Source organism: Leptotrichia trevisanii DSM 22070, assembly GCF_000482505.1.
GTDB lineage: Bacteria > Fusobacteriota > Fusobacteriia > Fusobacteriales > Leptotrichiaceae > Leptotrichia > Leptotrichia trevisanii.
Genome location: NZ_AXVL01000025.1, coordinates 13,737 through 30,059, shown reverse-complemented (window position 1 = coordinate 30,059; position 16,323 = coordinate 13,737). Strand labels below are relative to the sequence as shown.

Genomic DNA, 16,323 nt, shown 5'->3' with positions numbered 1-16,323 from the left:
TATACCATATAAATTGATCTCAGTTTTTTGTTTTTCAAAAAAGTAAGGTAAATGTAAAGTAAAGAGAATGTTGCTGTAAGGTTGATGTGGTAATATATAACTGTAGGAAAGGAAGAAAATATAAAATTAAATTTAATGGATGAGAGGAAGATTTTTATGAAAATGGAACTAATAAAAAAATTAAGCAATGATATTTTTGCAGATAAGAAACAACATTTGATTGCTAGTAGAACAGCATTAATTATGAGCTTAATACCTATTTTAAGTCAAATTATGTCAATATTCAAGGTAAATTATGTAATATCACATATGTTTGGTGCAGTAAATGCCTTGTGTATTCTATGTTCTTTTGTATTATCTGTTTTATGTATCAAAAATCAAAAAAATCGTAATTTTATGAATATTTGCTCAATAATAATAAGTGGATTTTTTATGCTTGTTGTTGCAGTAATGATAGTTATAGGAATAATTTACACTATTGCCTATGTGGCAAAACATTAAAGGAATTGTTATAAAAAATAGAAATTATAGAAATGGCTCTGTTTTTCAGGGCTATTTTTTTGTTTTTTTATTAAAAATTTTATTTTAATATATGTATAAGTTATTAAATACATTTGAATTTTTTATACTGAATTGATAAAATTGAATAATTTTGAAGAATTTTTCACATATTTGTAACTGTGACGTTCAAGTTTAATTTTATTGTAATTAATAAATTCAAGTTATATAAAAAAAGTGAAAAAACTTTAGAATTATAGTGAAATAAAATTAATTTTAGTGTATAATATAGGAAATATTTTTTTGAAAATGAAGGAATTTGATATTGAATGTAGTTAATTTATACAAAATTCTATTTTAAGCAGAATAAAAAATATACAAAAAAATTTATTTGAAATTTAAATAAAAAAAGTAAATAAAATTACAGAAAGAGGTGTAAAAATTATGTGGTTTACAAAATCACAAAATGATGTTTTAAAAGAGCTGAATGTGGATCCTAAGGTTGGGTTGACGACTGATGAAGTGAATAATAGGCTTGAAAAATATGGACAGAATAAATTGAAGGGGAAGGCTAAGAAAACGTTATTGCAATTGTTCATTGCACAGCTTCAGGATATACTAATTTATGTGTTAATTGCGGCTGCTGTGATAAATCTTATTGTGGATATTCGTCACGGATGGACGGATGCTCTGATTATAATGGCTGTGGTGCTTATAAATGCGGTAGTTGGTGTAGTTCAGGAATCTAAGGCTGAAAAGGCACTCGAGGCATTGCAGCAGATGACAACTCCTAAGAGCCTGGTTCGTAGAAATGGAGAAGTTATAGAGGTTAATTCGGAAGATTTGGTTCCAGGAGATATTCTGGTAATTGATGCAGGAAGATTTATTCCAGCGGATGTAAGGCTTATAGAGAGTGCAAATTTACAAATTGAAGAATCGGCACTTACAGGAGAATCTGTACCAAGTGAGAAAAATGCTGATTTTATTACAAAGGATGAAAAAATTCCTGTTGGAGATAAGGAGAATATGGCATTTATGTCAACTATGGCGACTTATGGACGTGGTGAAGGTGTCGTAGTTGCAACAGGGATGGAAACTGAAATTGGTAAGATTGCAAAAATACTTGATGAAGATGAAAATACATTGACTCCGCTTCAAATAAAGCTGGATGAACTTGGAAAAATACTTGGTTATATTGCAATGGGAATCTGTGCTGTGATATTTGTTGTTGGAATTATTCAAAAACGTCCTGTTCTAGGTATGTTTATGACATCAATAAGTCTGGCAGTTGCAGCGATTCCTGAGGGGCTTGTGGCAATTGTTGCGATTGTGCTTGCAATGGGTGTCAATAAAATGTCAAAGAAAAATGCGATTGTAAGAAAATTGCCTGCGGTTGAAACATTGGGGGCAGTAAATATAATTTGTTCGGATAAGACAGGAACATTGACGCAAAATAAAATGACAGTTGTAAAAACTTATACGCTTGATAATTTACGTGAAGTACCGTCAAAAGGAAGAGACTTTGTGGCAAATAAGGATGAAACAGAGTTAATTCGTTCGTTTGTGCTTTGTTCAGATGCTTCTATTGATAGCGGACAGGATATTGGGGATCCGACAGAAGTTGCATTAGTTGTATTGGGAGATAGATTTAATCTTGAGAAAAATACTTTGAATACCAAGTACAAAAGAGTTAGTGAAAATCCATTTGATTCAGACAGAAAATTAATGTCAACTCTAAACGAAGAAACAGACGGGAAATACAGAGTCCATACAAAAGGTGCTATTGACAATATTCTGCTAAGAGCGGATAAAATTTTGTTAGATGGAAAAATCGTCGCATTGACAGAAGAAATGAAGGAAAAAATATTAAAAGCTGCGACAGAAATGTCAGATGATGCCCTTCGTGTGCTTGGAGTGGCATTTAAAGATGTAGATACTGTGATTGATCCTGAAGAGATGGAAAAAGAGCTAGTTGTAGTGGGAATTGTCGGGATGATTGATCCGCCGAGAACAGAAGTTAAAGATTCGATAACGGAGGCGAAAAATGCTGGAATTACTCCGATTATGATTACAGGAGATCACAAGAATACGGCAGTTGCCATTGCAAAAGAACTGGGAATTGCGACAGATATAAGTCAAAGTTTGACTGGTGCTGAAATTGATGAGCTTTCAGATAAGGAATTTTCTGAAAATATTGGAAAATATAAAGTTTTTGCAAGGGTTTCACCTGAACATAAAGTAAAAATTGTAAGGGCTTTTAAACAAAAAGGTAATATCGTTTCAATGACAGGGGATGGAGTAAATGACGCACCATCGCTTAAATTTGCTGATATTGGTGTTGCTATGGGAATTACAGGAACTGATGTTTCCAAAGGTGCAAGTGACATGATTTTGACTGATGACAACTTTACTACGATTGTTCATGCTATTGAAGAAGGAAGAAATATTTACAATAATATTAAAAAAACTATTATATTCCTGCTTTCGTGTAACTTGGGAGAAATAATCTGTATTTTCCTATCGACATTGTTAAATTGGGACTTGCCGTTAGTTGCAACACAATTATTATGGGTAAACTTGGTTACTGATACTTTACCAGCGTTAGCACTTGGAATCGATCCAGGGGACAAGGATGTAATGAAACGTTCACCAAGAAATCCTAAGGAAAGTTTCTTTTCGGAAGGTGCAGGAGTGAGAGCAGTAATTGGTGGAACATTAATCGGACTTTTAACATTGGTGGCATTTTATCTTGGAATTAGTGAAACTGGAATGATTGGAAACCTGGGACAACTGGAAGCACTGGCAAAAGCTGGAAATGTAGCTGCAAAACACGCCTTGACACAAGGTAGAACAATGGCATTTATCGTACTTACAGTATCACAGTTATTTTATTCATTAACAATGAGAAACAGCCAAAAAACAATATTTGAAATTGGAATTTTCAAAAATAAATATTTAATTGGCTCAATAATTATTGGAATCGTTTTACAGATAGGACTGACTTCATTTGCACCAATTGCCCAAATATTTAAAGTAACCAATATTTCATTTGGAAATTGGGATATAGTATTGATGTTTACATTGATACCATTTGCTGTAAATGAGGTTATAAAATTGATTTCAAGAAAGAAAATAAAATAAAAATTCAGCTTTTAATTTTTAAGAAGTCTTGACAAATGCTGAAAATGTGGTAACATATAGTAAATGATGTAACAAAAAAGTTTGGAGGAGATATAATGTCAAAAAAAGAATTTGTAGATGCTTATGCAAAAGCAACTGGAGAAACTAAAAAAAGAGCTGAGGAATTAGTAAACATTTTTTTAGGAACAGCAGAAGAATTTTTAGTAAAAGGTGAAAGTATCCAATTTGTAGGTTGGGGAACTTTTGAAGTAAAAGAAAGAGCAGCTAGAGAAGGAAGAAACCCATCAACTGGTAAACCAATCAAAATAGATGCTAAAAAAGTAGTAAAATTCAAAGTTGGGAAAAAATTAGCTGATAAAGTTGCTGACGCTAAATAATAAAATATTTTATTTTTTATAAATTAAGGCTATCTTGAAGATTATTTATTTTTTCAAGATAGTTTTTTATTTTATTTTTAATTATTTAGATAAACATTTATTATGATTTTAAGTTTTAATGATAAAAAAATGTTTTTCATAATTTTTTAGTTTTTCTTTGTTTTAAAGCAAAGGGGAACAGTCGCCATCCCCTTTGCAATCCCGGCTTGTCTAAGAATTTTTTGAAAATAAAAATTAAACTCGCTTTGCTCAAACAGAAATTTTTATTTCCAAAAAATTACGACATTTTTAGTTTAATTAAAACAATTAATTTAACTAAAACAAAAAATAAAATCAAGAAAAAATATTTATTAATCAAATAAAATAAAAATTAAAGAAGATTTTATTTAATTTAAAAATGAAAAAATAAATCAAAAAAGTTATTAAAAGGAAATAATAATATTGCTTTAAAGAGAAAAAAATGTTATTATTTCATAGTAGGAAAAAATATTATCTAAAATTAGTTGAGAGGATAATATTTTATTAACTCAAAACTTTGGAATGGATTTTAAGAAATTATTTTGGATGTTTTGAGAAAATTTGTAGGATAGTAGGAAAGAGAGGAAAAATTGATGAGAAAATTATTGATTTTAATTAGTGCGTTGACACTTATGGTTTTAAGTTGTGGGAATTCAGGTAGTGAGAACAAAGGTAGCGGTGGAGCCGGGACAGGCTCTAAGAAGTATAGAATTGGAATTACACAGATTGCATCACATCCAGCACTTGACAGTGCAAGAGAAGGATTTAAGGCGGCTTTTAAGGAAGCAGGGATTGAGGCTAATTTTGATGAGAAAAATGCAAACGGGGAAACGGCTAATGCAAATTTGATTGCCAATAACTTTGTCAGTTCAAAAGAGGACTTGATATTTGCGATTGCGACAAATGCAGCTCAACCAGCGGCACAGGCGACAAATGACATACCTGTTGTGTTTTCGGCAATTACAGATCCACAGTCGGCTGGAATTTTGAAGGATAATGTGACTGGTGTAAGTGATAGAATGGATGTAAAACAGCAATTGGAATTGTTAAAGAAATTAAGTCCTAATATAAAAACAGTTGGAGTGATTTATAATTCATCAGAGCAAAATTCAAAGGTTCAAGTGGAAGATTTGAAAAAAGCGGCAAAGGAATTAGAAATAAATATTGTTGAGAAAAGTATTGTTCAGGCGAATGAAATACCTCAGACAGCAGATAACTTGGTAAGGGAAACAGATGCGATTTACTTGCCGACAGATAATCTTGTGGCATCAGTTGTGAGCTTGATTACAGATAAGGCAACAGCGGCTAAAAAAATAGTATTTGGTGCAGAAGCGGCTCATGTAAAAGGCGGAGCTTTGATCACACAAGGTGTAAGTTATTATGAAATAGGGAAAGAAGCTGGTAAAATGGCAATTGAAATTTTGAAGAACGGTAAAAAGCCTAGTGAAATCCAATTTAAGACAATGCCTTTAAATGAAATTGTAGTAAATAGAAAGACACTTGCGGCACTTGGAATTTCATTACCTGAGGATATAAAATCCAAAGCACAGATTATTCAATAAAATTTTGATAAAAAGATTTAGTAAAATAATGGGAAAGGAAGAGAAATGAAAAAAATATTATTAGTAGTTGTAAGTTTATTAATGGTATTGGCTTGTGGAAATAAAAATAGTGATACTGTCAGTGGGAAAAATGGTTCACAGCCAGCTGATAATAAACAGGTTTATAAAATTGGCGTAACACAGTTCATGGAACATCCGTCACTTAACTTGGCAAAAAAAGGATTTGAAGATGCCTTTAAGGAAGCTGGAATAAATGCAGACTTTGATGAAAAGAATGCAAATGGGGAAGTAACAAATGCAAATCTTATTGCTTCAAATTATAAAGCGGATAAAAAAGATTTGGTATTTGGTATTGCAACACCGTCTGCACAAGCATTGGTAAACAATATTTCAGATATACCAGTACTGTTTTCAGCAGTAACTGATCCTGCAAGTGCAAAACTTTTGAATCCAAATGTAACAGGGACAAGTGATAAAGTTGAAAATATTGCAGGACAACTGGATTTACTTTTGAAAATAAAACCTAATGTGAAAAAAGTTGGAGTTTTGTATAATCCGTCGGAGCAAAATTCGGCTGTTCAGGTTCAGGAAATTCAAAAAATTGCCAAGGAAAAAAATATAGAGGTTGTGTTACAAGGAATAAGCAACTTTGGTGAACTGGCACAGGCTACTAAAAATTTATTGGGAGCAACTGACGCATTATACTTACCAACAGATAATCTTGTTGTGTCAGGAGCAAACCTTATCACTTCGGAAGCGATTGCGGCTAAAAAGCCTGTAATTGCAAGTGAAAACTCTTCTGTAGAACTGGGAGCATTATTTACAATGGGACTGGATTATTATGTATTAGGAAAACGTACTGGAGAAATGGCAATTGAAATCCTTAAAGGAAAACCTGTTTCTCAAATTCCTTTTGAAACTTCAAAACAGATGAAACTGTACGTAAACCAGAAGACAGCACAGGCATTAGGGCTGGATGTAAAAAATCCTATGTTTAATGGGGCTGAATTTGTAGGAAAATAAATAATAAATTAATTGGAGAGAACAGAAAAGAAAGAGAGAAAAAAGTTAAATGAATGAATTATTAGTATTTTTACAAAGTCTTCCAGAGGCTTTTAAAACGGGGTTTATATATTCAATAATGGTTATGGGAGTGTATTTGACTTATAAAATACTGGATTTTCCTGATATGTCGGTGGATGGAACGTTTCCACTTGGAGGATTTGTATTTGCGGCATTTGCACTTTCTAAAAATGGTTTTTTTGGAATAACAAGTCCAATTATGGGACTAATTTTAGCAGTTATATGTGGAATGATTGCGGGATATGTGACGGGAGCTTTGCACGTTTATTTAAAAATTAACGGATTGCTTTCAGGAATCCTGGTAATGACAGGGCTTTATAGTATAAATTCCAGAATTGTCGGAATGCCCAATGTGTTTATCTCGCCGGAGAGAAGTATTTATGAAATAATTTCTTATGAAAAGAATTTTATCCCTTTTGTAATTATATTTGTAATTTTACTTGTATTAAAAGGACTTTATGACTATAAAATTAAAGAAAATAAATATATGATTAGAAGTCTTGCTGTTTATACTGCTTTTGTAATTGGACTGATAATTTATGTAGCGAATACAAAAGATGTAAAACTTATGCTTACAATACTTATTGCATTTATTATAAAAATGGTTGTTGATTATATTTTGACATCAAAATTTGGATTTGCATTAAGAGCATTGGGAAACAATGAGCAGCTTGTGGTAAGTCTTGGAGTAAATGAGAAAAGACTAAAGATATTTGGATTAATGCTTGCAAATGGGGTTGTGGCATTATCAGGGGCATTATTTGCACAAAATATTAAAGTTGCAGATTTGCAGTCTGGAGTAGGAACAATCGTCATTGGACTTGCGGCAATTATTTTAGGGCTTGGAGTATTGAAAAAATCTCAAGTAATAAATGAAATTTCCATTGTTACAATCGGATCTTTAATGTATTATTTCATAATAAATCTGGCATTGATGTCAAACAGCTGGACAAGAAATATGTACGAAGGGCTTCATTTCAATGATAATATTATAAAGATACTGGAAGTTAAGCCAACAGATGTAAAAGTTATAACAGCGATAATTCTTGCAGTAATTTTATGGAATGAGTTGATTCAGAAAACTAAAAAAGGTAAGAAAAAAGTGAAGTTAATCGAGAAGGGAGAAGCATAATGATAGAAATAAAAAATTTATACAAAACTTTCTTCTCTGAACTGGGAACAGAAAAACAAGTATTTAAAGGTTTGAATTTTACGATAAATGATGGGGATTTTATAACGATTATTGGAAGTAATGGTGCTGGGAAGTCTACACTTTTGAATGTATTGAATGGACAGATTATTCCAGATGGCGGGAATGTTATTTTGAATGGGAATAATATAACCAATGTGGAACAGCACAAAAGAGCAAAATGGATTTCACAAGTTTACCAAAATCCAACAATGGGAACAGCTCCATCAATGACAGTACTAGAAAATTTGTCAATGGCTAAAAATAAAGGAAAGCATTTTAACTTTACTTTTGGATTAGATGTAAAAAATATCGAATTTTATAAAAAGCAATTGGCAAGTCTGGGACTTGGGCTGGAAAATCAGCTGTTTACACAAGTAGGGCTTCTATCTGGTGGACAAAGACAATGTTTATCACTAATAATGGCAACTTTGAACCGTCCAGACATATTATTATTAGACGAACATACAGCGGCGCTTGACCCTCAAACTTCAGAAATAATTTTGGAAAAGACAAAGGAAATTATTGAAAAAAATAATATAACAAGTCTTATGATAACGCATAATATGCAAGATGCCATAACTTATGGAAATAGACTTATTATGCTTCATGCAGGAGAAGTAATTTTTGATATAAAAGGTGAGGAAAAGAAAAAATTGACGGTGGAAAAACTGCTTGAAATGTTTAAAACAAAAGATGCAAAATTATCTGATAAAGATATATTTTAAAATTAAATAGTTTAAAAAGCATAATCTAAGAACTGGATGGTGAAAATTAAAAAGTTCTGGGTTATGTTTTTTTATGAATTTATATAAAAAAGAAAAAAATATTGTTTGACAATTTTTAATAAAATAAATATAATAATGGTAAAGCAATTTTAAAACTGAGTTCAAAATCTAGTTTTAGATTAATCTTGTTTTATAGAGGCTTGAGAATATTTTGAAATGAATTGGGGGAATGAAAATGATTGTAAATGGGAAAGAAAAGAGAAATTTGCCAATTGGAATTGACAATTTTGAAACGATGATTCAAAAGGATTATTACTATTTTGACAAGACTGGATTGATTGAGGAGATTTTAAAAAGCGGGGCATCAAGAATGCTGTTCACACGTCCACGTAGATTTGGAAAATCACTTAATATGTCGATGTTAAAGTATTTTTTTAATATCGAAAATAAAGATGAAAATAGGAAACTTTTTGAAAACCTTTATATTTCTAAAAGCAAATATTTTGATAGACAGGGACAGAATCCAGTTATTTTTATTAGTTTTAAGGATTATGAGGAAACAAACTGGGAAGATGGGTTCAGAGGTTTAAAAGGAGAAATACGACATCTTTATAATGAATTTACATTTTTACGAGATAAATTAAGTAAGGGTGATTTAATAGATTTTGATAATATTTGGCTAAAAAGAAAAGAAATAGATTATGAGAGAGCATTATTAGATTTATCAAGATATTTATACGAATATTATGGAAAAAAAGTAATTTTGTTGATTGATGAATATGATAAACCGATAATAAAGGCACATGTAAATGGATATTATAATGAAATTATTAATTTCTTTAAAAAGTTTTTTGAAAAGAGTGTGAAAGGTAATGATTATGTTGAAATTACAGTTATGACTGGAATTTTGAGAATTGCTAAGGAAGGAATTTTTTCTGGGCTGAATAATTTGGAAGTACATACTGTACTAGAGCAGGATTATAACGAGTATTTTGGAATTTTGGAAAATGAAGTTGAAGAGGCATTAAAGTATTATAATCTTGATTTTGAGATAAATGAGGTAAAGAAATGGTATAATGGATATTTATTTGGAAACAGGAATATATATAATCCTTGGTCAGTAGTAAATTTTTTAAGATTTAGAGAATTAAAGGAACATTGGATAAATACTTCCAGTAATGATGAAATTATGAATTATCTTGAAAATTCAGATGAAAATATAATCTTTGATTTTGAAAGATTGCTAGGGCATGAAAGTATAAGGAAAGAAATTTATGACTATGTTACGTTTCAGGATATAGATTATGCCTTGAACTTGAATAGAAATAGTTATGGGTTTGAGATTAGGGAAGACTCTCCAAATTATCAATATTATGTGAATGATTTTGCACGAGGGAACATTTGGCAATTTTTCCTTCACAGCGGATATTTGACTATTGATAAAAAAGTATCCAAAAATGTTTATGATTTGAAAATACCGAACGAAGAAATATTTGATTTTTTCAAAATTAGATTTTTGTACAGAACTTATGGAGGCCATTATAAATTCTCGCTGCTTGGAGAATATTTAATGAAGGGCGATTATGAGAAATTTAGGAATGAAATTAGGATTTTATTAAAAAATTCGGTTAGTTTTAGGGATTTGAAGGAAGAAAATTCGTATCATCTGTTTGTTATGGGAATAGTTGCTGTGATGTATGAGGAATATTATATTAAATCTAATAGTGAAAGTGGAGATGGACTGCCAGATTTGATGTTAAAACCTAGAAATAAGAAAAATAAGGCATTTATTTTTGAATTTAAACATTCTAAGGCGAAAGATAGCAAGAACTTGAAGAGGACAGCTAAAAGTGCGTTGAAGCAGATAAATGACAGGAATTATGCTGATGGGCTGAAACATGAGGGGTATGAAAATATTGTGAAAATTGGGATGGGATTTAGGAAGAAAGACGTGGAAGTTGTGGTTGAGGAGGGATAAATTTTCTTTGAAAAAGATATTATCATTTAAATAAAATTAAATTATTTTTATATTGAGATAATAAAAAGACTATAAATGGAAATATCAAGAATTTTGAAAATTTAATTTTAACCATATTTTATTACGAAAAAGTAAAATTTAAATAATTTATAACTTAATTAGAATAGCTTATAAAAAATAGGCTATTTTTTTTATAATATAAAAATATAGTTTGTTTAAACTTAGAAAAATATACTTTTAAAATTAAAATTTTGATATATATGTAATTTATATTACATATCATAAATTATATTTTAATTTTATAATAAAAAAGAAATAATTAACAATAAATAAAAAAAGTTGACAATTTAAAAAAATTTGATAGAATATATAGGTAACAAATTTTTTAGAGATATTTTATTTTTTTGGTTGATAAAATATTTCTGATTTTTGGAATTAAAATTAAAATATAATGTTAAGTTGACTAGGAAATTGAAATTAAAGTATATTTTGAAAGCTAAAATCACTTGAAATCACTATAAATCACATTTTTTATACTTTTTTTCAATCTCCTTCACTTAAAATTATAAATTTAGACTTAGATACTTTTCAATCATCATGAATAGTAGTTTGAGTATACTTTTATAAAAAGTTATAAAATATATTTTTTAAAGGAGAGAAAGAGTTAATGACAAATAATTTAAAGAAAATTTCGCAAGAATTGCGTGCATTTGCGAAAAGAACAAAAGATTTTAAATACACAGAATCTGCATTGATTATGTTTTTAATGACAGGAATGCTTTTTGCATCAGCTAATATATTTGCAGATAATGAAGGTTCAGGAATCAAGAATCAAGTTAATCAGATAAATACATCAATAAATCAAATACGTACTGATTTTAAAAGGGCAAGAAAAGAAAACAGTAAATTAATGAAAAATACAACATTGGAACTGACACAATTAATGGAACAAGGTGATCATGTTGTAAAATCACCTTGGAGCAGCTGGCAATATGGTATAAATTACTTTAATAATAATTGGAACGGAACTTATAAAGGTAGAGGGGATAAGGAAGAAAAGTACCCATATGAGGGTATATTTGAAAGAAGTACCAATGCCTATGAAAGATATGTATCACCTGAAAGTAAAAATTATTCACTGCTTGGCAGAAATAGAAATCCTCGTCTGGCATCATCAAATAATAGACAAGGATTATCAGGTTATGGTATAGCAAGTACGTTGCCGGTAAATGAACCAATTGTAGCATTCGAGGTAAGTGCAGGAATCAATCCGAGAGTGTTTACAGCACCAACAGTTACTCCACTTTCAGCTACACAGCCTAACTTGCCACAGGCGATTAACTTTAGGCCGGTTACACCTAATATTACTCCACCAGATGCACCCGAAGTAAATCCTCCTTCAATTAATGCACCTGCAACAGGAAACGGAGATGAAGAATGGATTCAATCTGGAGGATCTGTAGCACCAATTGCTCAGCAACATATGACTGGTGGTACAATTGATGTAACTGCAAATGGAAACAGTTATGATGTAAAAGCAACGGAAGTTGATATGACTGGAGTAGTAGGAGCCGGTCATAATCAAGTGCCACATGGAATTCAAAATTTTAATTTTACAAATCAAACTCAGTATGCTGCTTTTAAAAATGTAGGAGGACACACATTAAATATTAGAGATGTAACAATAAATTATACAGGTTCGTCGACTTCAGGTTATCAAAAATGGTTATTTCATACAGATGGTCATAATGACAGAGGAGAATCAACTTGGGTTCTTAATAACAGAACAAATGTAAATATAAATGGAAATTATTTGGTATTGTATACTTCACAATATCATCAACATCCAAATGGAAACACAGGTTTTGTAAATGATGGTAAGATAACAACAAATGGATCAAACAATATTGGATGGATTGCACTTGATGAAACGCATGGGAATTATTCCAATGTAATACAACAATATTTTCATAATAGAGCAGGTACTATAAATTTAGGAGGGACTGGTGATATATTAGCATATATTATGCAGCCTACAAATCCTGTAAACTCTGGTTTTTCTTATATAAATGATGGTACAATTAATATGACTGGAAGTAAGCAATATGGAATTATTGTAAATGGAGGCAGTGATTATCCAGGTAGTTATGATTATAATTCTGCTGAAATATTATTTAATAAACCTTTAAAAATTTCTGGAACACTTTCTACAGGAGTTGTGTTTAAGCAATGGATGAATTTAGAAGGTGGGGTTGCATTTGATAGAGATTTAGGAGATAATAGAGTTACAGATTTACCTGCAAATACAAGAGCTTCTGTGATGAATATTGATTTATCAGGAACTAAAAATACAGGTATATTTTTTGAAAGTACATCAGGAAATACATTTAAATTAAAAGAATATGCTATCAATATAGAAGGAAAAAACAATACTGGTGTGTTTGTAAAACAAGGAACAGTTAATCTTCTAGGTTCTGGAACTAAACATGAAATCAATATCACAGGTGGTGCTGATAACATAGGAATATATACAGTTAAACCAATAACAACCGCAGCAGATATTACAATAACAGCTGATAAATCAACAGGTATTTTTGCTAATGGTGCAGGTACATCTACAAGTACAGGAAAGATTTCTGCATCAGGGGCTTCTGTTAAAGCATTAATAGCTAATAATTCAACAATAACAAATAGTGGCAAGGTGGATGTGACAGGAACGGCTTCAAGTGCAACAGATGGTGCAGTTGGGCTTGCAGCAATGAATAACGGTACTATAACTCATACAGGTGGAGGAACTATAGCTGTTGACGGAAGTGCATCAATTGGTGCATTGGGACAAAGTGGAGGTACTGTTGATATTACTGGTGGTACTATAAAAGCTACAGGAGGTGCATTCAATACATATGCACAAGGTGGTACAGTTAAGTTCAATGGTACTACAATTGACACACAACAGAAATCATTGGCATTCTACGCAGATAACAATGGTGGAACAGGAAGAATTAATTTCACAGGTGCAACGACTGCAAACATAGCAGGAGGTACTGATGCCAATACAAGAGGTACAGCATTCTATTATCAAGGTAGTGGATATTCTCCATTTACATCTTCTGATATAGCAAGCTGGTCAGCGAATACATTTGGTGGTACAATAGGACAGTTGACACTTAATATGGCAAGTGGTTCAAGACTGTTCATAGCTTCTGACGTATCAATGAATCTGTCTGATACAGCAGGTAGCGGGTTAGCAAGTTCTTTAGGAGCAAATATAGTAGGAAGTGACTATAAGACATTTATGCTATATAAGAGTTTGCTTAAATTGAATCAGTCAATTAATCTTGATAATGCAAATGATGCATACAACCAGTTAGAAATTTCAAATTCATCAATTGACAATAACAATAATAATACTATAACTGGAACTCAGGCAGGACAGACTGCAATTGCACAGGAAAACTTGACAGCTAACAGAACGGCTGTTACGTTAAATAACAATGGTGCAATCAACCTTAGTGGTGCAAATTCAACAGGTATGTATGCAAAATTTGGAGTTATTAATAACAATGCAACAGGAACTATTACATTGGGAGATACATCAACAGGACTTTACGGAATAGGGGACAGTATCCTTACAAATACAGGAACAATTACAATGGGCAACAAGTCAACAGCTATGTACTCTGAAGGTTCAACAACTCAAGGTGTAACAAATGCGGGAACCATAACAAGCACAGGAACAGCTTCGGTGGGTGTACTGTTCAAACCAGCTGCAACAATTACTGCAGGAGCAGTTCTCGGAAATACAGGAAACATCTCTTTAGGTGATAATAGTGTAGGACTGTATGGTGAAAACACGGCTACAAACTACACTACATCTAATTCAGGGAATATAACGGTAGGACAGAATGGTATAGGAATGTTCGGTTACGCTGCTGATGTAACAGGAGGAACAGTTACAGTAGGAAACAAAGGTGTAGGTGTATACTCACAAGGAGGAAATGTAAACCTTACAGGAGGAACAATTGCAACAGGAGCATCTGAAGCAGTAGGTGTATACACAGTGGGAAGTGGACAAACTATAACGAATAGCGGTACTGCATTTAATTTAGGAGATACATCAGTTGCGTTAGCAAATGCTGGAAATGGTAATACGGTTAATTCAACAGTGGCAAATGTAGAATTAGGAACAAATAATATTTATGTTTATTCAAGTGATGCTGCAGGAACAGTAAATAACTCTACAAACTTGAGTGCAACAGGTAGTGGAAACTACGGTATTTATTCTGCAGGAACCGTAACAAACTCAGGTAACATGGACTTTGGAAACGGTGTCGGAAATGTTGGTATCTATTCAGTTGGTGGTGGTACAGCAACAAATACAGGTACAATCACAATTGGAGGTTCAAATGCGGCAACAAACGCATTTGGAATAGGTATGGCTGCAGGATACCAGAACAGTGATACAGGAAATGTTATAAACAATGGAACAATAAATGTAAATGGTGATTATAGTATAGGTATGTATGCAAGTGGAGCAGGAAGTACAGCAACCAATAATAGTAATATAGTATTAAATGGAAATAATACAACAGGTATTTATGCGGATAACGGAGCAACTGCTATAAATACAGGTAATATCTCAACAGGATCAGGAAGTTACTCAAATGTGGTTGGTGTATACCTTGGAACAGGAGCAACACTTAACAACACAGGAACAATAACAATTAACGGATCAAATTCAGTTGGAGTGTACTTGAAAGGAGGAAGAGTTGTAAACTATGGTAATATAACTGTAAATGGAAATAACAATCCTTCTAATACTGTACAGAAATTTACCACACCACCAACAGGTAAAGGAATTGGAGGAGCTAATATTGACGCACCTGCAGGAGCACAGACTGCGACAGTAACAATAAACGGGGTAAAACAGACACCTGTAGTAATAAATACATTTGCAAAAAATCCTATTGAAGTATCAGCATCAAGTATTGGAATGTATGTAAATACATCAGGAAAAGATTATACAAAATCAATAAATGGATTAGGAAATTTAACTCAAGAGGCTGATTTAATTATTGGTACTGAAGCAACTGAAATGACAAATAGCAAGTCTATTTTAATTAAAGATCCTAGAATTTTAGGGCCGTATAATAATGCAATCAAGACAAGTGGTGTTTCAAATTGGAATATCTATTCTGGAGGGCTGAATTGGCTTGCAACACCTACATTAAATCCGAATGATGGAACAATGACAAGTATTTATATGGTTAAAATACCGTATACAGCTTGGGCAGGGCGAGAAAGTACACCAGTAAACAGTGCAGATACTTATAACTTCCTAGATGGACTGGAACAAAGATATGGAGTAGAGGCTTTAGATACAAGAGAACGTAAGTTGTTTCAAAAATTAAATGGAATTGGTAATAATGAAGCAATCCTGTTCTATCAGGCAACAGACGAAATGATGGGACACCAATATGGAAACCTTCAACAAAGAATCAATGCAACTGGAAACTTGCTGGACAAAGAGTTCAGATACTTAAAACACGACTGGAGAAATCCATCTAAACAAAACAACAAGATTAAAGTGTTCGGTATGAGAGATGAATACAACACTGATACTGCAGGAATCATTAACTACACAAGTAACGCCTACGGTGTGGCTTACGTTCATGAGGATGAAAAAATCAAGATGGGTAATTCAAGCGGATGGTATGCAGGAGCTGTAACAAACAGATTCAAGTTCAAG

The 16,323-nt window shown here is 32.0% G+C and carries 9 protein-coding genes; all 9 read left to right on the top strand.

From position 1 onward, the window contains the following. The first annotated feature begins 156 nt into the window (after nt 1–156). Complete coding sequence (locus K324_RS0106625; protein WP_026746572.1) at nt 157–501, top strand: hypothetical protein; 345 nt, start codon at nt 157–159, stop codon at nt 499–501. Between the two features lie 441 nt (nt 502–942). Further along, nucleotides 943–3,639 (top strand): cation-translocating P-type ATPase, encoded by a 2,697-nt coding sequence (locus K324_RS0106620; RefSeq protein WP_026748473.1) that lies wholly within the window; start codon nt 943–945, stop codon nt 3,637–3,639. 95 nt (nt 3,640–3,734) lie between these two features. Next, on the top strand, nt 3,735–4,016 hold the full coding sequence (locus K324_RS0106615; RefSeq protein ID WP_026748472.1) for an HU family DNA-binding protein: 282 nt from the start codon (nt 3,735–3,737) through the stop codon (nt 4,014–4,016). A 611-nt stretch (nt 4,017–4,627) separates the two neighbouring features. Beyond that, nucleotides 4,628–5,596, top strand: coding sequence for an ABC transporter substrate-binding protein (locus K324_RS0106605; protein ID WP_026748471.1), 969 nt, complete (start codon nt 4,628–4,630; stop codon nt 5,594–5,596). A 45-nt stretch (nt 5,597–5,641) separates the two neighbouring features. Continuing rightward, nucleotides 5,642–6,619: an ABC transporter substrate-binding protein gene (locus K324_RS0106600; RefSeq protein WP_026748470.1), complete on the top strand. Its 978-nt coding sequence runs from the start codon at nt 5,642–5,644 to the stop codon at nt 6,617–6,619. Between the two features lie 49 nt (nt 6,620–6,668). Further along, on the top strand, nt 6,669–7,811 hold the full coding sequence (locus K324_RS0106595) for an ABC transporter permease (protein WP_026748469.1): 1,143 nt from the start codon (nt 6,669–6,671) through the stop codon (nt 7,809–7,811). Then, on the top strand, nt 7,811–8,596 hold the full coding sequence (locus tag K324_RS0106590; protein WP_026748468.1) for an ABC transporter ATP-binding protein: 786 nt from the start codon (nt 7,811–7,813) through the stop codon (nt 8,594–8,596). The genes K324_RS0106595 and K324_RS0106590 overlap by 1 nt, the downstream gene beginning before the upstream one ends. 235 nt (nt 8,597–8,831) lie before the next feature. After that, entirely contained in the window at nt 8,832–10,574 is a 1,743-nt protein-coding gene (locus tag K324_RS0106585) for an AAA family ATPase (protein ID WP_026748467.1), read from the top strand. A 667-nt stretch (nt 10,575–11,241) separates the two neighbouring features. After that, nucleotides 11,242–16,323: autotransporter-associated N-terminal domain-containing protein (locus tag K324_RS0106580; RefSeq protein ID WP_036095274.1), on the top strand; the 5,082-nt coding region annotated here is incomplete at its 3' end.